Origin of the sequence: Ktedonosporobacter rubrisoli (assembly GCF_004208415.1) — a bacterium.
In the GTDB taxonomy this organism is placed as follows: Bacteria; Chloroflexota; Ktedonobacteria; order Ktedonobacterales; family Ktedonobacteraceae; genus Ktedonosporobacter; species Ktedonosporobacter rubrisoli.
Genome location: NZ_CP035758.1, coordinates 3,904,422 through 3,929,549, shown reverse-complemented (window position 1 = coordinate 3,929,549; position 25,128 = coordinate 3,904,422). Strand labels below are relative to the sequence as shown.

Below are 25,128 nucleotides of genomic sequence, written 5' to 3'. Positions count from 1 at the left end.
TCCAGAGAAACATCAGGAGAAGCTTTTTTTTCTCTAATTATTATGCCGGCATAATATTATGGAAGAGGCTATTTTTGCTCAAGGCCTGTCTGAGACAAGGTGAAATGGCTCGAAAACGAAAGGAAAGCAAGAAATGAGTTCAATACGCGCGATCGTTGTTGATTCTGATGTTCCAGGACGATTTGTCATCAAGGAGGTCGAGGCACCCCAGCCTGGCCCATCGGAAGCACTTGTTCAAGTAGAGGCCACTTCTTTGAATCGCGGCGAAGTGCTATACGCCGAGGCTGGCCGGCGGCTTGGCTGGAACCTGGCTGGAACCGTTATCAAGCAGGCTGCCAATGGGGCAGGGCCACAGGTCGGAAGTCGGGTTGTAGGCATGCCTCCTAATGCAGGGGCATGGGCTGAACAAGTAGCAGTTCCAACGAACATGCTTGCACTAATTCCTGACAACGTAACGTATGCTCAAGCGTCAACCTTACCTGTTGCTGGAGTTACCGCGCTTCGTGCGCTTGAGAAAGGCGGACTGCTTCTGAACAGACGCCTGTTGATTACCGGTTCCACGGGTGGGGTGGGACTCTTCGCGCATCAGCTCGCTCGGCTCAGTGGGGCCTCTATCGTCGGGACGGCTCGCCAGGCTCGTCATGAGGCCTTAATCCGCGAAGCGGGAGCCGATCAGGTGATTGTAGGGGACGATCTTGAGCCTGCACGTGCCTATGGCCCCTATGATTTGATTATCGAGTCGCTCGGTGGGAAAGCGCTGGCGAGCGCACTCTCGCTGCTGCCACCTGGGGGAATCTGCGTCACGCTGGGCTGGTCGGTATCTCCTTCGGTCACCTTTGATCTCAGAAATTTCAACGCTACTGGGGGGTTACCCTCTACGGATTGAGGATGTCTACAGAATTACAGCGTCGTGCTGCCTCTGAGGATCTGGCCTGGCTTGCGCAACTGGTAGCCGAGCAGAAATTGCTGACGTCAATCGAGGTGGAGGCATCCTGGCACGACATTGGTGAGGTCGCACAACGCTTTTTACAAAGACAATTCACTGGTAAAGTTGTTCTGTATCTGGCGTAGAGAGTGCTGAAAAACTGTCCGAATAGGAAAGGGATGATCGGCCCGGCGCAAAAGAAAATTCTGATGGTGCCAGAGAGAAGTTTCTGCTGGCTGCACACCTACCTGCGTCATATCACATCTTTTTAAGAGTAAACAGGACGAAGAGCAATGCCCGCCTCTTCGTCCTGGGCCTTCACCTATCAGATTGGCCGATGGGTATGGACAGCTCTAGCTGTATCAATTCGAGCATCCTACCGTCATGTTTTGCCGCAGCTTAGTACTCTACACCGAGATCCAAAGATGTGCCGCCACCTCTGGTATTCGGACTGCTTTGATCCTTGGTATTCGGATTGCTTTGTCCAATGAAGGTGACACGCGTTCCAGCGGGATTCACGTTTGGAGCAGCAAAAGCTCCCAGTGCCAGTACGCAGATGAGAGCGCTTGTGCATGCCAGGACGACGACAAGGGTCTTCACATATTTTGCCATGATTTCTCCTTTTCCAGGAATATGCATGAGCCGAATTTCGAGGAGAGAAGATGACTTCCTCCTATCGTTGGATCATGCGTCTGTATACCTCTGGTTAAAATGTCGGCTGTGAGAGATGGCACACCTTTTCCTCTCTTTGTCCCTTTTTCTTCCCTGAGCCACTATGAGAGAGGAATAGTTCTTGTTGACCCTATGGCTAACATGAAGCGCTGAGAAACAGGCGTACCGTCTCGCGACGTACCGGATGTGACCAGAGCGTTTCCTAAGAAAAGGATACCTGGAGAGGTCTGATTTGCCCAGGACGATCCCCGGACTTTTTACCGGACTTTTGCTTCTTCCTCTTTCCTCATATGGTTTTGCTGTAAAAATAGAACCAGAACAAAGCAATTGCTTTGTGCGCTTGGCGGGGAGCGCCAGAACGGGCAACTGAGCATGGGGCGAGAAGAGCTTGAGGTTCTCGTAAGAGCAATGTTCCTATGAAAAGCCAGGACGAGCTCGGCAATGTACTCCTCACTGCAAGCTCGTTACTTGTCCGATTTGTCGCCATATTAACTTAATTCTTTAAAATAGGAATACCAACTGAATACTGATCATTTTTACGCGTATGCACACCTTGCTATACTGCCTTCTTGTCTCCTGCAAGCAGGTATGCTATACTCTTTCAGGTTCTCTGTTGTTCTACGCGCTCAGTTTCTACTTCAGTTTGCAGATCAACACTCAGTCATCAAGGATGTTTCCACTTTCCCAGGGACATGCAGGAAAGGCACAAAGAGGGTATGAGTTTTGGATCACGTTTGCGTCAGGAACGGCAGCGACGCCATCTGACGCAGGAAGCCCTGGCAGAGGCCCTGGGTTTCTCCTCAAAAGCGATTAGACGTTGGGAGCATGATCTGGCGATTCCTCGCTCCTTTGCTCAGCAGCAACTTGCTAGTTTCTTCGATCTGCCTCCTGAGGAGTTCTTTGAGGAGCTTAAGCCTCGTGTACCTCTTGCTCGGTTCTGGACGGTTCCGTTTCCCCGTTATCCCTTCTTTATTGGCCGCGAGCAGATCTTGCGCACCTTAGCGAGCCGGCTCACCGTCGAGCAGCCGCTAGCGCTCTGGGGACTGGCAGGGATTGGCAAGACGCAGGTGGCAATAGAATATACCTACCGCTTTGCGTCAGCCTATTGCGCCGTCTTCTGGCTGGAGGCGGAGACCCAGGAGAGCCTCATGAGGAGTCTGCTGCAGGTGGCGGACCAGTTGCAACTTCCCCAACGAAAGGTGGCGCAGCAAGCCCAGATGGTAGGAGCGGTCCAGCAATGGCTTGCCTCCCACCCAGGATGGTTGCTCATCGCTGATAATATAGAAGAGTTGGATCTCCTCCAAATGGTCTTACCACCCCAGCGCGTAGGGGCGCTTCTGCTCACCACTCGACGCCAAGCGCTGGGTCCTCTGGCCGAGCCGCTGGAAGTACCTCTGATGAACAACGAGGAGGGCATTGCCCTGCTGCTTCGTCGCAGCAGGCAGCTTGAAGGAGCCACCGCAGGCATTGCTCTTGCAGAGGAAAGAGCACTTTCTGTCCCAGCAGAAGAAAGTGCAAGTGAACTTGTGGGGCTGCTGCAGGGATTACCTCTTGCACTCGATCAGGCCGGGGCCTACCTGGAAGAAACGGGATGTAGTGTATCTGAATACCTCTCGCGCTATCAGAGCCACCGCAAGCACGTCTTAGCATACCGAGGTCTGCATTGTGGAACTCATCCTGATTCTGTGAGTACCACCCTTTCGCTCTCAGTCCAGCGTATCACCGGGGAGCACTCAGCGGCAGAGGGTCTCTTGCACCTGTGTGCTTTCTTGCATCCAGAGGCTATTCCAGAAGAGATGTTGGTAGCTGGAGCATCTCATCTGGGGCCAGAATTGGCTTCGTTCGTGGCAGATCCGTATCAGTTTGATCTGGCTCTGGCAGCTTTGCGTCGTGCCTCACTGGTGACTCGTTCTCCTACAACACGAACCCTCTCGCTGCATCGGCTGGTACAAGCTGTGCTCGTCGACAAGATGGAACCAGCCTCAGCACGCCTATGGAGCCAGCGTGTCATCCGTATGGTTAATGCCGCCTTTCCTGAGAGCCAGTCTGGGAACTGGACTCATGAACAGTTTGGCGTCTGGGTCCAATGTGAGCGCTTCCTGGCCCAGGCCCTGGCTTGCCTCCCGTTGATTGAAGCAAACTGTAGTGATCTGCCTGAGTCTGGTGAGCTCCTTTATAAGACTGGGGGATATCTGCTGGCACGGGGACGCTATCGTGAGGCTGATCCACTGGTGGAACAGGCAGTAAAGCTGGCGGAGCAGCAACAGAGCCTTGACCGAACCAGCTTGATTGCGCGGCTGCAGCAACGAGCACAGCTGTTGTGGAGACAAGGTAAGTACGCAAATGCCGAGACACTCTTAGAGCGAGTTCTTCGGTTGAAGGAACAGCATTTGGGACCCACCCATCTCAAGACCGCCGAAGCTCTCAACAATCTGGCTCTTGTCTGCTATACACAGGGAAAGTACGAAGCAGCCGAACCCCTCTACCAACGAGTCTTACACATTGAAGAACAACAGCTGGGATCATCTCACCTCAGGATCGCGGATACCCTCATTAATTTGGCAAACTTATACTATACGCAGGGAAAGTATGAGACAGCCGAAGCCTTATGGATACAAGTGTTGCGCATTCAAGAACAGCAGTTGGGACCTGAGCACTTAAGACTGGCGATTACACTCAGCAATCTGGCGACGATGTATCGGGATCAAGGCAGGTATGAGAAAGCAGAGTCATTGCACCAACGAGCCTTACGCATGCGCGAACAACAGTTGGGACCAGAGAATCCGCAGACAGCTTCCACGTTGAGCAATCTGGCGACGACGTATCGGGATCAAGGCAGGTATGAGCAGGCGGAGCCATTGTACCAACGAGCCTTAAGCATTCAAGAACAGCAGTTGGGAGATGAACACCCACATATTGCTGAAACCCTCCACGGTCTGGCAACCCTGTTTCAGAAGCAGAAAAAGTTTGAAGAGGCGGAGCCATTGTACCAACGAGCCTTAAGCATTCAAGAACACCATCTAGGCCCAACTCATCCTGAGGTGGCCCAAACGCTGAGTGGGCTGGCAAAAGGATATCGAGATCAGGAGCAATATGAACAAGCCGAGCCGTTGTATCAACGGGCATTGGCCATCAGTGAGCAGCAGTTGGGGGCAACGCACCCTATAACCAGAAGGATTCGCGACGACTATCGCCACTTGAGTTAAATATGCAGACCCTTGTTATCCATCTCCTATACATTTATTTATCAAACCGGCCCGTGAAACCCTCAGCTTCAGACGTAGGGAGAGCAGGGCTGTTCCTTATGGGCCGGCTGGGAAGTGGGTTCATCCTCCTTCTTGACAATAGATAGATCATAAAATACTGTTTCTATGAAAACCGCCATACGCTACAAATCGCAGAGAAACGTGTACTACTCCTGCAAATATCATGTCGTGTTCTGCCCAAAATATCGCCGGAAAGTGTTAATCGAACAGGTGGCAGAACGTTTGAAACAAATCATAGCGGAAGTGACACAAGAGTTTGAGGCCGATATTCTGAGTTTAGAAGTCATGCCTGATCACGTCCATATCCTCATTGAGTGTGACCCTCAATTTGGCATTCATCGGCTGGTCAAGTTGCTTAAAGGTCGATCCTCTCGTCTTTGGCGGCGAGAATTTCCCATGCTCAAACAGAAATTGCCAACACTGTGGACCAATTCCTATTTTGTGAGTACGGTGGGTGCTGCTCCTCTCTCGGCCATGAAGCAGTACGTTGAGGAGCAAAAGCACGTCTAAGAAACCCTACAAATTCGGGCTCTATCCTACCAAGAAGCAAATTGAGCACTTGTAGCGGACGCTCTCACGCTGCCGCGAACTCTCCAATGCCGCCGCCAGGAAATCTACACGTACACTGGCAAAGGAACCACCTACAATCAACAGGCCATGCAACTTCCTGAGATCAAGGAGCTTCGAGAGGAGTACAAGAACATCCATTCAAGAAGACCCGGGCTCGGACGGAGCCTTCAGGGGACGTGCCCCTGAGAAGCCCCGGGCTTGAGCCGTGGTGGAGTCGTCACGAAAGATGAATAACAAGGGAAACACAGCTCCGTGGAGGAGATGGGATCTGGTGTGATGACATTGCTTAGGAAAAGGCCGATACATCAACTGAGCAGCAGTCCTGAATGCTAAGTTGGAGCTAGCACGAACCAAACCAGGTGCATAGGGCAGTCTCGACGTCGGGGCTGGTGTTTTCTTCAGCCCAGCAAATGTAGCCGTCAGGGCGGACCAGGACGGCGCTGCCAACAAAACCAGCGGGTGTGCTGGCCTGTATATAATCTACTTGCGCTGACCACTTGGCCACGACGGCGGCCAGATCGTCGTGGTTACCCAAGTCGAGAAGCAGGCCGCGACCAGCATGCAATAACTGGCTGACGCGAGTCTGACCGGTTGGGGAGTACAGATCCAGATCGAGCATACGCCGGCCAATCAACTCCGAAGAGTCTGCGCCCGGCATAGCATACTGTACATCGAGACCGGAGATCATGCCCGAAAGGTAGCGGTTAGCCTCTGAGAGGCGCATCAGGTCAATGAAAAGTCCGCGCAGGGCGGACCCGTCCTCGTCGCCCTGGAGCATCATCAACAGGCCCTGCGCGCGGGTGTTTTGGAGTACTCGGGCTCCTATGGGGTGGCGCTCTGTGTGATAGCTCTCCAGGAGCCCAGCGGGTGCTTTGCCTTGCACCTGCGCGGCCAGTTTCCAGCCAAGATTGAATGCGTCCTGGAGGCCCAGGTTGAGACCCTGGCCGCCGGTGGGAAGATGGATATGAGCGGCATCGCCTGCGAGGAAGACCCTGCCTACCTGGTAGTGCTCAACCTGCCGCGATGCGTCGCTGAAGCGGGACGCCCACAGGATTTCTTGCAACTCGATATTGGAACCATAGGAGGCACGCAAAGCAGTGCGTACCTCAGTTTCAGTGATCGGTGCGTCGCGCGCAAGCACTTGCTGTTCGGGTCCGCCAAACATCAGGCGGCTAACGCCGTCGCCGAGCGGGGAAAGGATACCTATAACATTTTCATTATGCTGAATATGCTCGCTGAAATGTTTGGTGTGCGTGGGTACTTTGCCTGTTCCTCCGGCGAGCCTTACATCGGCCACGACCATGGAGAACTTGCCATCTCGACCGGGAAAATCGACGCCGACGAGCTTACGTACCATGCTATGACCACCATCACAGCCAACTAGATAGCGTGCTCGCAGGTGCGTCTCGCCAGCTGGCCCGCTAACGAGGGCCGTCACGCCCGACTCGTCCTGCTCCAGGCCGATGATTGTCTGTCCCCACCGGAGCGGAATGGCATACCTGGTCAGTTTCTCTTCGAGAAACGCTTCTATCCGCCCCTGGGGAATTGACAGCGGGAAAGGATAGCGTGTGTTCCAGGGACGACAATCCAACGGGACCGGCAATCCGGCGAAATGACCACCAATCGCCTCGCGAGGCAGCGCCTGCTTCTTAAGCTCCGAAAGCAGGCCGCGCAGATCCAGAACCTCCGCCGTGCGTGGCTGTACCCCGCCTGCCTTCGATTGTCCGCTGCGTTTGGACAGTTTTTCCAGGACCACTGCGCGCACGCCAGCCAAGCCCAGTTCATTCGCGAGGAACAGGCCAACGGGGCCTGCTCCTACAATTATGACATCTGTATCCATTCTCTGTTCAGGATCGCTTCTATTGGATGAAATCATAGAGAGGACTTCCTTTCATTTTATGGCGCTTCTAAAAAAGGGGGAGAGTGGTGCAGGCCGTTTCAACCGATCATGCAGATCCTTCCCCTGTTCCCTATGGAGTGTAGCGCATGAAGCAGGGCTGGCACATCGCTCAACTGCGTGATATGGTGGATGATTTTTGGCTTACTACAGGAGGTGTAACAGGCGCGCAAGCTCACTTGCCTGGAGGCGATTATGCACGTTGAGTTTGCTATAAATACTTCGGACCTGGGTACGAACAGTGTGAACAGAGACAACGAGTTCATGGGCAATGGCGGGATTGGAGTATCCAGCGGACAGGAGGCGTAAGACCTGAAGCTCCTTGGAGGTGAGGGAGTTGCCAGACAGGCTAGTTGCCAGGAAATGAGAGGTCGATGGTTTCCGAACGTATGCGCTCAGCAGGGTCTGAAGGTAGGCCTGGAGAGACTTTTCGCGGACCTGGGTGAAGGCCACGCGCAGCAGGTGAGCCATGACTTCCCCTTTATCCAGGAACGGACGGATATATTTCCCAGCGCGCGCCAGTTCCAGAGCCTCATGCAGGGCAACTTGCGCTTCGTGCATCTGTTCTGCGCGAGCGTGCGCGCAGGCCATGACGATCTGAAGCTCTATGATGCTTTGTGCACGCTTTGCTGCTCGGGCGTCTCTTAGCAAGGGCTCTAGGAGCTCCAACGCCTCAGTCTGCCTATCACTGGTCAGCAGAAAGCGGGCCAGCAGCAGCTCTTCCCGTTCGTATAGGGCGAGCGATGGTCTTGCCAAACGCTGTGAACGAAGATCGTTCCAACGTTGAACAGCAGAGAGATCGCCGTCAAGGAAACAAAGGGAGGCCTGCCAGAAAGCGAGCTCGCGGTAAAGCTGAGGTGCTTCGTATTCCTGAAACTGTTGTATGAGATCGGCACACTGTTGCGTGGCGTTATGTTGACCTTGCGCGTGTTGGATGAGCACCAGCAGCAATTGTGCGTTGATGCGGCGTGAGAGCAGGAACAGCAGCTCGCCAATGCGGAGCGCCTCCCGTGCCTGTTGTTCTGCCTCTGGTAGTTTATTCCAGAGGTAGGAGAGCCATGCCAGCCCCAGGTGTGTCAGGCACATATCGTCAAGGTCCTTCTGCTGGCTAGCCTCAGCCAGCATCTTGTGCATGGAGGATGCTGCCTGGTACAGATCGCCTTGCTCGACACTGATCATGCTTAACCGTCCGATCATTGCCCGTTTGAGTGTCTGATTGCTGCTGGACGCACATCGCGCTAGCACCGCGAGGAAGCACTGGCGCGCAGGATCCAGGTGCCCGGCCAGGAATGCGATCTGTCCAATTACATTCAAGCTGATGCTATACCAGGAATCGTCTTCTTCTAGGCAGGACAGGGCCCGCTCGGAAAAGGTCTGGGCCTCTCTGATGTCCTGCTGGCGCCAGGCCAGCAGACCACGCATGGCAAAGAGCCGTCCCTGTTCGCGCCTCTCGCCCGTTCCGCTCAGGCCCTCTTTCGCCAGCAGGAGCAGATGTTCAATCTGAACCAGCAGAGATGGCGACAAGGGCGCGCCGTTTTGGGAATACAATAGGGCTGTGGCGTAATAGAGGCAGAGGTGCGGGCGCTGCTGGAATGTGGCGGCTGGCAATTGCTCAAACCAATGCGTTAGGATAGATAAGTCGCCGGTGGGTGGTACAGAGGAGAGTTCGCAGATCAGTTCAAGCAGTTGTGCTGCTCGTGTGTTATCCTGTGCCTGTAATGCTTTTTCGACGGCCTCCGGCCATTGTCCCTGCTGCTCATACCATAGACTGGCCCGGCACAGAACGGACCGCGCCTCCTCTTCTCCCAGACGTTGACGTGCCTCGTACTGGAGAGCCTCGGCAAAGAGTGGATGGTAACGGTACCAGCGTTCGCTTCCCCCGGACGGTTCAAGAAAAAGGTTCGCTAGTTCCAGGGCATGCAGCACACGTTCACTATCGCTTCTGTCCGTCACGGCATTGCAGAGAGAGGCCGTCAGCTGTTTGAGTCCGCTCGTCAGGAGCAGAAAATGCTGAAGAGCGGGAGGCTGTGCCTCAAAGACCTCTACCATAAAATAGTCCAGCACCGGCCGATGGCTACCGGTGAGTGCCGCCAGAAGCTGCCCTACCTCCTGTCCGGAAGTATATTTTTGCAGGGTAAGGGCGGCCAGGCGCAGACCGGCAGCCCATCCCTGTAAGCGGGTATCAAGATAGAGCAGATGTTCTGCAGAAAGGTGCGGCGCGCGGGCCACGCGCAGGAATTCTCGCGTCTCTTGCAGAGAGAAGCGCAGATCATTTGCGCGGATCTCACTCAACTCATTGCGTGCACGCAGCCTGGGTAAGGGCAGCGCTGGCTCGCTACGTGCGCTTATGACCAGGTGGAGGGTGGTTGGCTGATGAGCGAGTAAAAAACTGAGTGTTTCGTGAACTCTGGCTTCGGTAATCAGATGATAATCTTCAAGGATCAGGATATGTTGCTTACTGCTACTGGCCAGTTCATTGAGAAAAGTTGTCACAACGCCCTCAAGGGAAGCTGGTTCAACGGATGGTTGCCAGCGTTTCTGCAGTTGAGTCAGCGCGGCCTGGCCAAAATCTGCCTTGGCGATCCGACAGGCCGCGATAAGATAGCTCCAGAAACGCATGGGATCGTTATCGCTTGCGTCCAGGGTGAGCCAGGCCACAGGTTCCGATGTGCCAGTGGAGGAAGCGCGGGAGGCAAGCCACTGGCTCAGCAGGGTCGTCTTGCCAGAGCCAGCAGGGGCGCAGAGTAGGGTGAGCTGGCGCGTAAGACCCTCGTCCACGCGGGCCAGTAAGTGCTCGCGAGAGATATGAGTACTCTGCAGGCGGGGCGCCTGGATTTTGGGGATGAGCATGGAACTACCTGACTGCGTGGACTCAGCGGTCTGTCCCACTGCTTGAGGAAAAGGGGAGACGCCGGTTCCCAGAGCAGAGGCGAGCATCTCTAAACGCGCGAAGGTTAGATGCTCGGAGCGCCCGGCATATTTTTTCGTCGTACGTCTATGGCTGGTGCGATAGGCATACCAGTAGCCCTCCCCATAGCGCCGCCGCTCCTTGAGGAGGGTGATATGGCCAGATCGACCCTGAAAAGCGAAGGAAGGACATTGCTTGAGCCAGGAGAACCAGCGCTCATCCTCGCGTGTCCATACCTGATGGTCTCCTGGAATGTGTAGCTCGTAGAGATCTTCCTTCGCAGACCAGACAATACTATATACAGTTTCCTTTGGCATAGGTTCCTGTTAAATACTGGGTAATTCCCCAACATTGCCCAGTGTGGAGTATAGCAGAGAAGCCAGCGCTGCTCAAGAGAAAAATCATTGATCGGCATGCCTCCGAATTGTGAGCCCTTTCCGCACTGCGCAAGGGCTTGCGTTCGAGCGATATCTGGATCACGCGCAGTGGCAGTACAAAGCCCGTGAAGACTCTTTACTTCCCGATGCCGATATTAGCGTCTAGAGGACCCACGATAATTTTGTGACCCACAATTGGTAGATAGCAAGGACAGCAGGATGCTCAGTTACCTGGGTGACGAGATGATTGCCACGTCCTTTGGCTTAAGCCCATTTGTACCGCGTCGTCCCAACTATGCAGTTGCATACGTAGTTGTCGATACTTGCGATGACTTCATCGGCTATGAGACCGGAAGCGCGGCCTTTAGCCGATTATCAGCACTAGCCTGCCTCGAACGTGCCCATACTCACTAACGCGGTGCGCTTCCGAGATCTCGTCGAGGGGGTAGGTTCGCTCGACGGGAAGCCAAAAGCGCCCGGCTTCTATGAGCGCTCCTATTTCGGTAAGCGCGTGAAAGGCGTGGCCTTGAAAGCCGTTGCTAAAACGTACCCCGTGCTGTTTTGCTCCATCGATGTCGGCGAGTGTAACCACGTTCTGCGAGCAGCCAGCGAGATCGATCAGCTCGGGTAGTACGCCACTTCCAGCGACGTCGAGCGCGACGTCGACGCCATCAGGCGCGAGGGTGCTGACGCGTTCGGCCATGCCTTCGCCGTACGTCACGGGCTCTGCGCCGAGGAGTCGAAGGTAGTCATGATTGGCGGTACTGGCGGTGCCAATCACGCGCGTGCCACGGGCGACGGCGAGTTGAACGGCGGTGCTGCCGATCCCACCTGCGGCACCGTTGATGAGCAGGGTGATTCCACGGCCGACGCTAAGTGCGTCCAGACTGCGCGTGGCCGTTTCGAGCGCGACGGGGAGGCCGGCGGCATCGACGAAACCGAGGGACGGCGGAATCGGTGCCCGATAGGTTAGGAGCGCCAGTTCGGCCGCTCCGGCGCCATCATCGGAGACACCAAATACCCGGTCGCCGACAGCAACATCTGTAACACCTTCTCCAACCTCGTCGACGACGCCAGCGACGTCGCGCCCCGTCGTCTGCGGCAGCCCCGCGCCGAAGCTCAACAGACCCTTGCGCAGCTTCCACTCGGTCGCGTTGATGCCGGCTGCGTGTACGACGATTCGGACCTGGCCGGGACCAGGATGCGGGTCGGGAAGATCAACGATCTCAAGGACCTCGGGACCCCCGAATTGGCTGAATTGCGCTGCTTTCATCATATTTCTCACTTCGGTATAAATTCCAAACTTGATCGGGAGAAAAACACACCAAATATCCTTGTGGATTTTAGTTTTCTTCTTCATTCGCGGCGCATCGCGCTTTACAGATCAAACAAGCTCATCTCTCCAGAAACGTCTTCAGGTCTAATACTCGAAGGCCTTAATGAAGAAGAGAAGGATATGAGGTTCACACCTTCTTGTCTCTCTCTCCTCTCGCAAGTATAGCGTTGTGACATTTGGTCGTCAAACTCCCAGAGGAGTATTTCAGGGAGTATATTTCACATGTGGTGAGAGCAAGTTAAGTTTGCGTGCCTGTATCAGCGCCTGAACGCATTGGTGGCACTCAGCTTGCCAAGGATATGTAGGGCATGGCACTTGTTGTTTCAGCTGGCAGAGGAACCTGCTGCAAATTATCAGTACCGAGGGCAAAAGACCCTGGCACCCTCATAAGATGGCCCTAATAAGAATGATCTGCTCTTTCCCTTTTGCTAAGATCATGGTTTCTTGATTCTCCAGAAAAGCAGTTGATCTTGACGCTATTCATTGGGAATGCTATTATTTGGATACAAATCATTTGATTTCGCAATATTTTGTGAAGGAGAGTGTTGTGGATACGCCAAATTATGCCGCAATCACTTACGAGCTGGAATTACTCTGTGGGCTTCTCCACAAGGTTGCCAGGCAAGAACTGGTGCAACGGCTTGAGCGGTCCGGCGTGGATCTGCGCCCTGGCCAGTATCTCATTCTGCGCGCACTTAGACCGCACCCCTTGACGCTGGCTGAACTGAGCCGTTTTCTGCTTCTCGATCCCTCCACGTTACTGCCCACCGTTGATCAATTGGAACGGCGGGGAGTTCTCAAGCGCATTCCTGATCCAACTGATCGGCGGCGCATCCCGCTTGTGTTGACCGATGAGGGACAAGCGCTGCTGGCCAGTATTCCAAAGCTCGCGGAAGATAGTCCCCTGGCTCAGCAGTTGCGCCACCTGGGAACTGACAAATGTCAGCAATTGGCTCATCTGTTAGCTGAGGTGGTTTTGCCTTTTGCTGCTGATCATACGTTGTTTGCTGCCTCTGCTGCTCTGCGGGCCCTGTTGCATGAGGAGGTGGAGTAACGTCAGAGTATGGCATTGTTTTGCTGGAGATTGGAGCGGCCTTCCTCACCTGGAGTCGCCCTTCTCTCCAAGTAGAAAGGATGAAATTTCATGTGTGGAATTGCTGGATGGGTCGATTGGATCCAGGACCTGTCTGACCAACGTGCGCTGATTGAACGTATGGCGCATACCCTCTGCCATCGTGGGCCAGATGCCCAGGGAAGCTGGGTTTCGCCACGGGCCGCGCTAGCCCACTATCGGTTATGTGTTATTGATCCAGAGGGCGGTAAGCAACCGATGCTCTATCAGGAGCACCAGCACATCTACGCCCTGACCTACAATGGCGAACTCTACAACTTCCGCGAGCTGCGCAGCGAGTTACAGAGCTGTGGGCACCACTTTCGCACCCACTCCGATACCGAGGTGCTGCTGCATGCCTATCTCGAATGGGGCGAAGAGTGTGTACGCCGGTTGAACGGCATCTTTGCCTTTGGCCTCTGGGATGAGCAGAAACAACAGTTATTGCTCGCACGTGATCATCTTGGAGTCAAACCGCTGTTCTACGCCCAGCGGGGCAGTGCGATCCTATTTGGCCCTGAATTGAAGGTAGTTCTGGCTCATCCCCTGATTCGCCCGGAGATCGATGAGCGAGGTCTGGCCGAGGTATTCGGCTTCCAGCGCGCTCCAGGCTCTGGCGTGTTTCGTGGCATCCATGTACTGCGCCCGGCTCATTTTGCCACCTTTACACCGCAAAGCAGCCAAGTCAGCCGCTATTGGAGCCTGCGCAGTGCGCCTCACACCGATGACCTCGAAACAACCTGTGCTAAAATCCGCTCCCTGCTTGAAGATACAGTCAGACGGCAACTCATCGCCGATGTCCCGGTGGTCACGATGCTCTCCGGGGGGCTCGATTCGAGTGTGCTGACCGCGCTGGCTAGCCAGGAATTCCAGCGTGAGGGGCGCCAGCTGCAGACCTACTCCATTAATTTTGTGGGCAGCGCGCAGCATTTCGAGGGCAATGCGCTTCGTCCCAGTCTGGATGCTCCCTGGGTACAGCGGGTTTCCGAGCACGTTCACAGCCAGCATCATTCCGTAGTCGTGGATACGCCGCAGCTGCTTGAACAGATGCTGGTACCCATGCGCGCGCATGACTTGCCAGCGAGTGGACAGGGGCAAGTCTCGCTCTACCTCTTGTGCAAAGCGATGCGCCAGGATGCGGTGGTGGCTCTTTCGGGAGAATCGGCTGATGAGATCTTTGGTGGTTATCCTTGGTTTTACCTGGATGAGGCCATCGCGGCCCCGACTTTCCCCTGGATTGCCTTCAGGCGTCCGGCTGATCAGAGGGCGCCTGAGAATCACGGTGCGTTGGCCTGGCTTGCTTCGGAAGTTGTCCAGAAGGCGAATCCCGTCGCCTATCTGCAGCGCATCTACCAGCAAGGACTGGATGAGGTACCGCGTCTGACCGGAGAAGATGGCCGTGCTGCCCGGATACGCGAAATCTTTTATCTGAACCTGACGCACTTCCTGCCAAGATTGCTGGCGCGCAAAGATCGGATGAGTATGGCCGTAGGCTTTGAGGTATGGGTACCGTTTTGTGATTACCGGCTGGTAGAGTATGTCTGGAATATTCCGCCATGAAGCGCACGGGGGAGATCGAAAAAGGCATCCTCCGCCGGGCAATGCGCGGGGTGCTGCCGGAAGATGTGCTCTCTCGACGCAAGAGCGCGTACCCGGTTTCGCAGAATCCCAGCTATCTGGAGGCCGCACGCACCTGGGCGCTGCAGATTCTTAACGATGCCAATGCCCCGATTCAGCCGTTTCTCAGTGTGAATCATATTAAGCTGCTGACTTCGGAGAAAAGCCCAGGTTCGGCCCAACGAGCCGCTTCTCTCTATGAGCGCATCATCCAGATCAATGCCTGGCTGCAAGAGTACCATGTGTCAGTCGTCTAAGTGGGATTACCCCCATTTTCATAGAGTGCCCAAATATGAGAATTGGGTAAGAGGAAAGACGTAAAAACTGAAGTAAATAGAGATGAACTAGAAGGAGAGTACATATATGTATTTCTCTCTATTTTTGAGCGCTATAACAGATCTATCCAGATTTGTCAATTTTCTCGCTTTATTCAGAGTATTGGCTTATTTTAAGAGAAATAGAATAGTTGACTATTTTTCATAGAATCTGCCACGCTTCCAAGCGTGTTCAGAGGATCAGGCTCCTCACATAAAGTGTTGTGACCTCGTAAAGTCTTCTTTTCGTTGAACTTTGTAACCCATACGCCAAGATATTTGGGAAATTCGCCAAGAAATGCCTGAAAAAGCTCGCATTTTTCTTCCATCTCAGATACACTTACCAGAGTTGGGTGAAGCGAGAGAGCGCCTGGAAACGTTTCGACGCCTAAGCGCTGTCCATTTGAGAAGTGAAGCGGCTGCCCCAACTAGAGCCGCCCAGAGAGGACGATCATGCAGAACTTGCCAACCGGGACGGTCACGTTGCTGTTCACTGATATTGTCGGGCCTACGCATCTGCTCACACAACAGAGTGATTGCTATGCTCAGACGCTCGCGGAGATCAGAGAGATTCTGCGCGTAGCATTCAGGCAGTGGAATGGAATCGTCGTGAACGCTCAGGGCGAGGCCTTTTTCGCTGTCTTTGCCCGTGCCACCGAGGCTGTCCAAGCCTCCGTGACCGCCCAACGTGCCCTCGCCTCCCATGCCTTTCCGCATGGTGCGATGGCGCAAGTGTGCATGGGGCTGCATACCGGCGAGCCGAAGAGGATGCCTGAAGGCTATGTTGGCCTGGATGTGCAACGTGCCGCACGCCTGGTGATCGCCGGGCATGGGGGACAGATATTGCTCTCCCAGACGACGTGTGCTCTCGTGGAGCAGGATCTGCCGGAGGGTGTGCATCTGCGTGATCTGGGGGAGCATCGTCTCAAGAACCTGGGACACCCCATGCGCCTCTTCCAACTGGTGATCGCTGACTTTCCCGCCGACTTTCCTGCGTTGCACATGTCGGAGAGCTTTCCGAATAATCTGCCCGTCCAACCAATGCCGTTGCTGGGACGTGAGCAGGAGATGGCTGCTCTCGCAGAGCTGCTGTCTCGCACTGATGTGCATCTGGTAACGCTGACCGGCCCGGGTGGAACAGGCAAAACTCGCCTTGCTTTGCAGATGGCTGCAGACGTGAGTGAGCGGTTTGCCCATGGGGTGTTTTTTGTGAACCTGGCTCCTATCAGTGATCCTGTCCTGGTTGTGCCAACCATTGCCGAGACACTCGCCATTCGGGAAAGAAGTGGCCGGGCGCTCCTGGAACGTCTGATGGAGGAACTGCGACCGCGAGAAATGTTGCTCCTGCTTGATAACTTCGAGCAGGTGGTCAGCGCGGCAGAGCAGGTAGCTGTCTTGCTAGCCGCCTGTCCACAGCTCAAGGTCCTGGTGACGAGCCGGGAAGTGCTGCACCTACGAGCCGAGCATGAGTTTCCTGTGCCACCGCTGGCCGTTCCTGACCCTGATCACCTACCCGATCTCGCCAGGCTCTCGCATCAGGCGGCAGTCGCGCTCTTCCTTCAGCAAGCCCGGGCAGTTAAACCCGATTTCCACCTGACAGATGCCAACGCCCGTGCCGTAGCTTCGGTATGTGCTCGCCTTGATGGGCTGCCTCTGGCTATTGAGCTGGCAGCGGCTCGTATGAAGCTCTTCTCGCCGCAGGCCCTGCTCGCCCGCCTGGGTCAGCGCTTCTCTCTCTTGACGAGCGCGTCACGCGATGTGCCAGATCGGCAGCAGACGTTATACAACACCATTGCGTGGAGCTATCAGCTGCTCGATACCCAGGAGCAACAGCTCTTCCGGCAGCTCTCCGTTTTTGTGGGTGGGTGCAGTCTGGAAGCCATCGAAGCAGTCTGTACGCCGCCAGGCTGCACATCAACGTTCATCCTCGATGGGATCTCTTCCCTCGTTGACAAAAGTCTGCTGCAACGGGTGGAGCTGCACTTGGGAGAGGAGCCACGCTTCATGATGCTGGAGACGCTGCGTGAGTATGCGCTGCAGCGTCTGGAGTCCCACGGGGAAGCAAAGACAGCGTGCAAAGCGCATGCCGCCTATTTCCTACACCTTGCAGAAGAGGCCGAACAGGGTATGAATGGTCCCCGGCAAGCGGCCTTGTTGGAACACCTGGAACAGGAACATGATAATCTGCGGGCTGCTATGCAATGGGCGACCTCTTCCATAGAGGAGGGGAACGACATGGCTTTGCGCCTGGGAGGAGCATTATGCTCCTTCTGGTTTGTGCGCGCATATGCCAGTGAGGGGCGTGATTTCCTGGAGCATGCCCTGATGCTCGCGCATGAGGTGGCAGCGGAGGTCAGGGCAAAAGCCCTGTACGCGGCTTCGCAACTACATATTGCTCTGGGCGCTCTTGATCGAGCGGAGGAATGTTGTGAGCAGAGCCTGGCCCTGTACCGAGAATGCGCAGACATTAGAGGTATTGCCAACAGCCTCCACTTGCTGGCAGATGTTGCCTGGGCACGAGGAGAACTTACAGTCTCCCACGCGCTTGGCGAAGAGTCCTTGACGCTCTTCAGAGATCTGGGTGATAACCGGTCGATCGCCTACCTGCTGTACCATCAGGGGGAAGTGGCCATCGTGCAAGGGAGGTATACCAGAGTGCGCGACCTGCTCATGGAGAGCGTGGCGATTAGCAGGAAACTAGGTGACACACGGACCCTTGCGCTCTCGCTCTTCAAGCTGGCGCAGTTGTACTGGTTGTCCGAAGGCAACCCGGGGCAGGTCCATCCGTGGCTCGACGAAAGTTTTGCCCTCTTCAAGGAGGTGGGAAACAAAGAGCGTATCGCCAACTGCTTCCATCTCTGGGCGATGCTGGCTCTCAGTGAAGGTGATATGCTTGGTACCGCCTCGCATATCGAGCAAGCCCTGGCGCTCTTCCAGGAGATAAAGCAGCGGGATGGCATAGTTCGCTCACTCTACGTCAAAGCTCAGATGGCTACTGTTCAGCAAAACTATGCCCTTTCCCAGATGCTCTACGAGCAAGGCGTGAAGCTAGCGCTCGAATTGGATGACAAACTGACCATCATTCCTGGCCTGGAAGGGTTAGCAGCTGCCGTTGCCGCGCAAGGAAACCATGTCTGGGCAGCTCGCCTTTGGGGTGCTGCAGAAGCCCTGCGTGAGGAGATCGGAGCGCCCCTTCCGCCGGTTGAACGTGTTTCCTATCAGCAGGCTGTGACAGCGAGCCGGACCCAACTTGGAGAACATGCCCTTGCCTCTGCATGGGCCGAAGGGGGCAGCATGTTGCTAGAGCAAGCTCTTGCTAAACCTGGGCTAGAGGTACTCCCTGTTTCCACGCTGGGAGATTGGCCCCTATCTTCTACCACCTCCTCTCCTTCATCCAATCCTGATGGGCTGACGGCCCGAGAGGTCGAGGTGCTGCGCGCCGTGGCAGAGGGCTTGACCAATGAGCAGGTAGCCCAACGCCTCATCATCAGCCCCCGAACCGTCGATACTCATCTGACTTCGATTTACAGCAAGATCTCCGTCTCCTCCAGAGTGGCTGCCACGCGCTATGCCATCGAGCACCACCTCATCTGATCTCCTCTACGGAATTCTCCGTAGCACCACTTTCCATCCGGTGGGTTATGCCCGTAGGGATACGGAATAGAATTACGGAATGCTCCCGATGCGTTGTGCCTCTCGACGGCCTATACTGTGAGTAGATCTTTCATGACAATCTTGTTGTTGAGGAGAAACGATTCGTGCGGCGCGAGCAGACTGCGTGGAAGATGCAATCTCATCGAGAGTAGCGAATGAATACGAAAGAAATCATATAAAAGGGAGAATACAAATGAGCAAACAAATACTTTTCATTCATGGTTCAGGCAATCAGCACGACCCTTTTGGCAGCGGCAAATTGGTGGCATTCCTGCGACAGCAGCTTGGCAGCGATTACCAGGTCCTGGCTCCAGATATGCCTGATGCCGACAATCCTCGCTACCTTCCCTGGAGAGATCAGATTGAGCAAGAGCTCGGCAAGCTCGATACTGATGCCCTGGTCATTGGACACTCTGTAGGGGGTTCAATTTTGCTCAAATACCTGGCAGAAGGAACCTACCAGAAACCGATTGCCGGGCTTTTTCTGGTATCTGCGCCCTACTGGGAAAGGCAGGGCTGGCAACTTGAGTACGCGGTTCCTGAGGATTTTGCCGCACACCTTCCGACGATCCGACACCTCTTCCTGTATCACAGTCGTGATGATGAAGAAGTCCCGTTTTCTTCTCTGGGACGCTATCAAGAACAATTGCCTCAGGCAACGGTTCGCGTGATCGATGGGAAGGAACATTCTTTCACCGAAGGGTTGCCTCTGCTTGCTCAAGATATCAAGCAGTTGTAGGACTAACCGCACAGTTTCTTGTGCCTGCGTCCATTGCTTATGATGAGCCAACTCGATAGAAAGGCGTATAAGATAGTATCCAGTATTGAAGGTGAGACATCGATTACACTCTTGCCCCTGTCGCTGCATGTGCCTGAGATAGAAGAGTGGGCTTACCTCCAGTCGTGTGCCGCAAGGTGAGGTGCAGATGAAGGACGCTGCACCTCTTTGAGCAAAATCGTAGAATTGCCTGTTTTGACAAACACGCCTTCGCGAGACGAGCGTCCAACCACCTGGCTTACGGCCCGCTTATAGAGGGGCCATGATAGAGACGCATACATTGATCTCGGAAATCGAGTTTTTTCCCTCTCTTGCCTGGCTTGAGAGAAGCAAACTCAAGCCAGCGGGAATTGTTTCTAGCTCAATAGCGTCCAATCTGCGTTGCTGAGAGCAGTTTCCCTGTTTCCACTAGGACAGTAGGGCAGAGATCCGTCCATGATTAAGAACGTCTCCAAAAACTAGTAGACACGCTCCCCTGGCCTGCTTTCGGAGAGATAGACGTATCGTCAGTTCACTCATTGAAGTGACGCTCCTCCCATTGGTGGAGGAAGCCCAACATGGTATCCACCTGCTCATCTGGGAGAGCGTCGCTGAAGCCGAGCGTCGCTTCTTGTGCCCAGGTGCCAAGGAACCAGATCGGACCCGTCGCTACGAACCAGGGAATGGCTTGCATGTCTGAGGCGTGAAGTGGCCTGACCTCTTGATACCCTTCGAGAAAATGCGACCAGATCGCAGGCTCGTTCCTCCACGCCGCTCCTTCTAAAATCTGAGATAACTCTGCCGCCCTCCATCCCATTCCACACCCATCGAAATCGAAAAAGGTTACCAGACCTTTACTCGTGATATGGGCATTCCCACTTGGCAGATCCCCGTGGCAGACACCCCAATTCAGACCAGCCTCCATAAGAGGAGTCAACGCTTTCTCAATACGTTCGGTAAGTGCGTAAAGATACTCCAGGTCATGAGGGCGATGCTGGAACCAAGGCGAAAGGTGGGCGAGTGGTTCATACAAGAGATAATCGAGATCATGGAGAAGTGGCTCCCAGCGACAGGTAAAATCATCCGAGGCCGTATGCACGTGTGCCACAGCTCGTCCAAAATGAGAGCCAGCGTGATACTCACGTAATGACCCACCAGTACAGAGTTCTCCTGGCGCAGACGTGAAGAGTGCGAAATAGCGCTCGTCCTTGCCTGGGAGCAGCGGAGCGAAGAACTGGCCATCGGTGCGCTGGAGGGGAGTTGAGACAGCAACGCCCTTCTCAGCAAGATGGTTGAGCAAGCTTATTTCATAGCAAATGCGTGGATGTGATCGCCAATGCCGTCCATAGAGGCGAAGGAGATAAGAGGCTCCATTTGTGGTACGCAACACGTATGTGCTATTTTGGTGAGGGTGAAGCCGCAGCACTTCACAGGTGGAGATGGGCTCCACTGGATACGCTTGCGTCACGATAGTCATCAGCTCGTCTGCTCTCATTCGGCCTGAATCCTTCTGCTGTGCTGACTTCTCAGGGGCGTTCATGGGATCTTTCTCTTTTCTCAACTCACCCTGGCCCTCATTGGAGCACCGGTCTTCGGATAAGCACTAAGCGATGCCTGTGTAGGTCCACTTGATGGGTTTCGCCATCGTACGATTGTCGTAGCCGATGAAGGCCAGGATCTGGTCGCGCAAGTCATTCTATGCTATCATGGATTTTTCAACGCCTCAATGTACTAGTGGGTACACGATTCCGGCGACTCCTGGGACGGAGGAGGCACATCAAGGGCGGGATTGCGATCGAAGAAGCCAGCCGGCTTGAGCATGAGCCCGATGCTATGTACCGGCATCGTTGGCCAGTCTTCCAGGCGCGGCAGATGCAGCAAGTTGAGCGTACACCAGAGCACCACATTCGTCTGTTCCACCGAACGCTTCTGTTGCGTCCATCTCGGCAATCCCGCGCCGCCCGGATGCTGGTTGGGATAGTCCCCGGCGGGATAGCGCTCCTGGGGATGATAGGGTGTGACCCAGAGATGATGACGCGCAAAGCCGGCTCTCTGGGAGATATGCGCCTGGGGATGTGCGAAGGGCAAGCCCGTTTGCCCAAAGCTGAGGGCATAGCTTACCGGCTCTCCCAGTCGATTGGTCACGTTGGGATTGACAATCTTCCAGTAGCGCCCTCTCAGCGGATTGACGTCGCGCTGAGCTTCCTGCTCGTTGGTCAGCCTGGTTGCCCTGGCAAAGAAGGCATTGCCCTCCTGATTGCCTGGTCCCAGCGGCTCGGCCTGCGTATTGATTTCCTCGACCGAATTAGTGAAGCCGTCCACTTGCATGTCAAGGCGCAGGTTGAAGATATGTTGATGATTGGGCGCAAAGACGGCAGGCTCGACACGCGCTCCATAGGTGGGCTGTTCCCCTGGTTGCAAGGCGCCCGTAGCCATCACCCCGGTGAGCTTGATCTCATATTCCAGGCTGCCATCCTGGTAAAAATACCAGTAGAAGGCATAGTCATAGTTGCCCACTGTGGCAATAAAGGAAAGCACCAGGCGACGCGAACGGCGCACCTCCGTCTCACGATTGCGCCAATCAGTATGTTTCCAAAGCAGACCATGATCTTCCTCATGCAGACAGATCACATTAGGCCAGGTGCTGACCTGACCCTGACTGTCGGCCATGGCCACAGCGAAGTAGTGGACCAGCCCCAGACAATCACAGCCCAGTTCCAGGGAATTGGCCATGCAGCCCAGGCCATATTCGCCGATATCGAAGGCATTTTTGCGATAATGATCAGCTCCCGGATCGCCATAGGGCACCACCATCTCCGCGAGCGAGGCCCGATAGAGGATGGGACGTGTTCGTCCCTGATCCTGGTAGCTGAGCGTGTGCAGCACCAGGCCCTCGCGGGTGGTAAAGCCCACACGAAACCTCCACTTTTGCCAGCTGACCTGGTTGCCTTGCACCACAAAGCTTGGTCCCTCTGGCTGCACGATGGAGAGCGGTTTGAGATCCGTGCGCATCTGGCCCACGGCTTCGGCAGTATAATTGGCCCGTGCTGCCGGAATGTCTTGCACGCCATCATCCTCCAGGCGCACCACCTCAAGCGTGTTGAGATCAAAGAGCACGCGCAGCCCTGCAATAGGATGAGCATAGCCATTATCGTTGAGGCCAGGAGCCGCAGGATCGGGCAGGCGTACCCAGGTGAGCACACGCACAAGGCGGCGTACTTGCTCTTCAGGAGCGCCATAGTTGCCAGCGGACCACGGCTCAATCATCACTTGCTCCATGTCGGTAATGCCGCGCCGACGCAGCGCTTCCCGAAAGCCTGGATGAACTTTAAGGGCTTGTTGACAGGCAAAGAACTCGTCAGGCATGACCGAGGGCTGCACCCCGGGAAGGTGCTGCCAGGACAGGACCTGCTGCCTGCTCAGGGAGACGAGGGCTTCGTAAGTGGCGCCATCCTGGGTATCGAGCAGTACTAGCTCAGCTTCGCGTTCCCAACTGGCGCCGGGCTCAAAGGAGAGCACCAGCGCTTTAGCTGGCTCATGCAAGTTGATCGAGACAAAACGCACGCGTTCGGAGAGGTGCCGCTGTGTTCGCACTAACTGGACCACCTGACGCAATTCCTCGGCGGAAAGGGGATCTAAAGGATGGTGGGGATAATGCATGCATCCTCCTCATACAGAAATAGAGGCATGACAATAAAAAACAGAGAGATTCTTTTCTGCTTGTTATTCAAGTATAGGGAAAAAGGGGAGAAAAATCAATTAGCCAGGAAAACATATATTCAGGATAATGCAAGACAAGAGGAGAGAGCAGAAAGACGGACATCTTGCTTAAGGAAGCTGAGATAGGCAGCAACTGACTTTATCCTTAAGATCGCCTGGCATCTGCTGAATTCGTATGTTCACGTCAAGAAAGCCTTGCCCCATGCGGTCCACGCTCAGGCCGAGCGCCTGCATCTCCGCGTCGAAGAAGCGGCGCAAGGCAGATCTGGCGCGTCTTCAGCGTATCCACCTGGGGCATCTGATGTGCAGAATAAGTGAGGCAGAGGCCAGTGATGACCTGAACCAGCAGGGGATGCAGGGAAGCCAGAATGACGATCCATTCGGGCAGATGATCCCGCTCGGCAACGCCTTCGGGAATCACTATACACACCGAGAAACAGGTAAAACCTGCTTTGCAAAGCAGGTTCTGGATAAGCAAGGCCTAAGTATATTCCAGCAAGATCCTCTTCTCGAAGAGATGACCGAGCCGTTGCGCTTCAGCTTCAATCCCTTTTCGAAGCGAAGGGGTGGAAGAGGAGAAGAGGTTCACCTTGATGACGATGTGCGCGCGCCGGATTTGCGTGTGCCAGACTCCTTGGATGGAGCCGTTGACGAGAACGACTGCAAAGGTCCATCCTTGAAGGTTGAAAACCTGGCGCTTGTAGGCCTGGGCAAGCAAGGGCTCGCAATCGCGCGGCACCCCAATCGTGTAGGCATCGAATAAGGGAAGCAGGTGGATCTGCTCTGTTGCTTCAATGCTTTGGATATGTGGAAGCGTCGCACGCAAGGCGAAGGCTCGCCACCCTTCTACCTCAACTTCTTCCAACTCTTCCTTCATGGATTGGAAGAGGTTTTTGGCGAGGGTTTTTCCACATCCCCACCAAAAAGCAAAATCATTTGCTGTCGCCGGGCCATAGGCTCGCAGATATCGACTGGCGATTTCCTGAAGCGCTTGCTTGGGCTCGATTGGCTGCCATGTATCAATCCATCCTCTGGGGTTCATGAAGGTGACTGTCTTTCCCTGGCCTGGCCCCAAACAGAGGTCCCCGCGATAGGCCGATGGCTTCAAAGGCGTCCCCCAACTCGAAGAGAGGATCAAGTCGCGCAAGCGCATAATCCCCGTGTGCCTGGCCACTGCGTCTGCAAGTTGCAGGCGAGTCAGAGATCCTTGTTCCAGAACATGCGGAATAGCCAGGAGAAAGGCATCTTGTTGCGCACTTGAGAGGCCAAACTCAGCAAAATACTTTGACCAGTTCGCAGTCTGCTGCCAGTCACGCGCTGCTACATACAGAGGAAGTTCTCTTGCAGGGAGTAAGTGTAAGGTAGCACGCATGGCCCATGTTCTCACCAGTGTGTGGTCCTGAAAGATAGCTGCTTTGACATCGCGGGGAGAGAGTCCTTCCACACGGGTACACACTGCCAATTCGGCAGCTGACAACACCTGGGCCTGAATCCCAGCAGTGCGCGCAACTGCCGAAACAGCATCCTGCGAGGAGAAACGTGGGGAGAGACCATGTTGCGATAAACGCCAAGCATGCACCTGATACCATTTCAATGTGGCCATGTGCTTCTTCCTTTCTATCCAATCGGCGCTTTAACACGATTTTTAATACCAGGATACCGGTTTATGCGGTCATAACGCGTCCTCAAAACCTGGGTTCCAGCCAAAAGGCGGGGTCGAGAAAAAAGAGAGGTCCAATCTGTGATAGGATACAAAAAAACCTCAACCCTCACAGAAAGGAACCTCTCATGCATCTACAAGTATCGCTCACGGTAGAACTGAGTGCAAGAGCCGATACTAATCAAAACGTGAGGATAAAGGGATGTCAAGGAAAGCGGCGAGAGGAGTGAGGGCGTTGCCAAGCGGCTTTGCGCAAAGCCACACGCAAGGCCACCACGGCGCTTGCGTTTTGCTCCCGTTCAAGCTCTGCACGCACTTCTAGAAATTCATGAGAACGTAGAGAA

14 protein-coding genes and 2 pseudogenes are annotated in these 25,128 nt (G+C 54.8%); 8 read left to right on the top strand and 8 right to left on the bottom strand.

From position 1 onward, the window contains the following. Positions 1-133 precede the first annotated feature (133 nt). A pseudogene (locus EPA93_RS17410) lies at positions 134-1,071 on the top strand (zinc-binding dehydrogenase). A gap of 253 nt (positions 1,072-1,324) precedes the next feature. On the opposite strand, the gene EPA93_RS17405 reads toward EPA93_RS17410, so the two are convergent. Beyond that, positions 1,325-1,537, bottom strand: coding sequence for a hypothetical protein (locus tag EPA93_RS17405; RefSeq protein WP_129888724.1), 213 nt, complete (start codon positions 1,535-1,537; stop codon positions 1,325-1,327). 776 nt (positions 1,538-2,313) lie between these two features. On the opposite strand from EPA93_RS17405, the gene fxsT reads away from it, so the two are divergent. Continuing rightward, a complete protein-coding gene (fxsT, locus tag EPA93_RS17400) occupies positions 2,314-4,803 on the top strand; it encodes an FxSxx-COOH system tetratricopeptide repeat protein (protein WP_165423208.1) in 2,490 nt (829 codons plus the stop codon). A gap of 165 nt (positions 4,804-4,968) precedes the next feature. Continuing rightward, positions 4,969-5,373 (top strand): IS200/IS605 family transposase, encoded by a 405-nt coding sequence (gene tnpA / locus EPA93_RS17395; protein ID WP_129888722.1) that lies wholly within the window; start codon positions 4,969-4,971, stop codon positions 5,371-5,373. A gap of 400 nt (positions 5,374-5,773) precedes the next feature. On the opposite strand, the gene EPA93_RS17385 is transcribed toward tnpA, so the two are convergent. Continuing rightward, the gene (locus EPA93_RS17385; RefSeq protein WP_207229578.1) at positions 5,774-7,309 is read right to left on the bottom strand and encodes an FAD-dependent monooxygenase; all 1,536 of its coding nucleotides are present in this window, start codon (positions 7,307-7,309) and stop codon (positions 5,774-5,776) included. A 168-nt stretch (positions 7,310-7,477) separates the two neighbouring features. Continuing rightward, positions 7,478-10,555, bottom strand: coding sequence for a winged helix-turn-helix domain-containing protein (locus EPA93_RS17380; protein ID WP_129888721.1), 3,078 nt, complete (start codon positions 10,553-10,555; stop codon positions 7,478-7,480). A 279-nt stretch (positions 10,556-10,834) separates the two neighbouring features. Between EPA93_RS17380 and EPA93_RS17375 the strand changes: the two genes are divergently transcribed. Next, complete coding sequence (locus EPA93_RS17375; protein WP_129888720.1) at positions 10,835-11,029, top strand: hypothetical protein; 195 nt, start codon at positions 10,835-10,837, stop codon at positions 11,027-11,029. Here EPA93_RS17375 and EPA93_RS17370 read toward each other — a convergent pair. After that, entirely contained in the window at positions 10,980-11,888 is a 909-nt protein-coding gene (locus EPA93_RS17370) for an NADP-dependent oxidoreductase (protein WP_129894563.1), read from the bottom strand. The two genes, EPA93_RS17375 and EPA93_RS17370, sit on opposite strands and share 50 nt — an antisense overlap. Positions 11,889-12,498: 610 nt before the next feature. Between EPA93_RS17370 and EPA93_RS17365 the strand changes: the two genes are divergently transcribed. The 4 genes and pseudogenes from EPA93_RS17365 to EPA93_RS17350 all read left to right on the top strand — a co-directional run bounded on the left by EPA93_RS17365 (position 12,499) and on the right by EPA93_RS17350 (position 19,386). After that, on the top strand, positions 12,499-13,005 hold the full coding sequence (locus EPA93_RS17365; RefSeq protein WP_165423207.1) for a MarR family winged helix-turn-helix transcriptional regulator: 507 nt from the start codon (positions 12,499-12,501) through the stop codon (positions 13,003-13,005). Positions 13,006-13,095: 90 nt separating this feature from the next. Further along, positions 13,096-14,936: pseudogene (gene asnB / locus EPA93_RS17360) on the top strand (asparagine synthase (glutamine-hydrolyzing)). A gap of 510 nt (positions 14,937-15,446) precedes the next feature. Then, entirely contained in the window at positions 15,447-18,587 is a 3,141-nt protein-coding gene (locus tag EPA93_RS17355; RefSeq protein ID WP_129888718.1) for a LuxR C-terminal-related transcriptional regulator, read from the top strand. Positions 18,588-18,840: 253 nt separating this feature from the next. Beyond that, the gene (locus tag EPA93_RS17350) at positions 18,841-19,386 is read left to right on the top strand and encodes an alpha/beta fold hydrolase (RefSeq protein ID WP_129888717.1); all 546 of its coding nucleotides are present in this window, start codon (positions 18,841-18,843) and stop codon (positions 19,384-19,386) included. Between the two features lie 550 nt (positions 19,387-19,936). Here the strand turns inward: EPA93_RS17350 and EPA93_RS17345 are convergent. From EPA93_RS17345 to EPA93_RS17325, 4 genes are all read right to left on the bottom strand, one after another. Then, entirely contained in the window at positions 19,937-20,899 is a 963-nt protein-coding gene (locus EPA93_RS17345; RefSeq protein ID WP_165423206.1) for a phosphotransferase enzyme family protein, read from the bottom strand. A gap of 236 nt (positions 20,900-21,135) precedes the next feature. After that, a complete protein-coding gene (locus tag EPA93_RS17335; RefSeq protein WP_129888715.1) occupies positions 21,136-23,064 on the bottom strand; it encodes a primary-amine oxidase in 1,929 nt (642 codons plus the stop codon). A 244-nt stretch (positions 23,065-23,308) separates the two neighbouring features. Then, the gene (locus EPA93_RS17330) at positions 23,309-23,554 is read right to left on the bottom strand and encodes a hypothetical protein (RefSeq protein ID WP_129888714.1); all 246 of its coding nucleotides are present in this window, start codon (positions 23,552-23,554) and stop codon (positions 23,309-23,311) included. 51 nt (positions 23,555-23,605) lie between these two features. Further along, on the bottom strand, positions 23,606-24,727 hold the full coding sequence (locus tag EPA93_RS17325; protein ID WP_129888713.1) for a winged helix DNA-binding domain-containing protein: 1,122 nt from the start codon (positions 24,725-24,727) through the stop codon (positions 23,606-23,608). Positions 24,728-25,128: the final 401 nt, after the last annotated feature.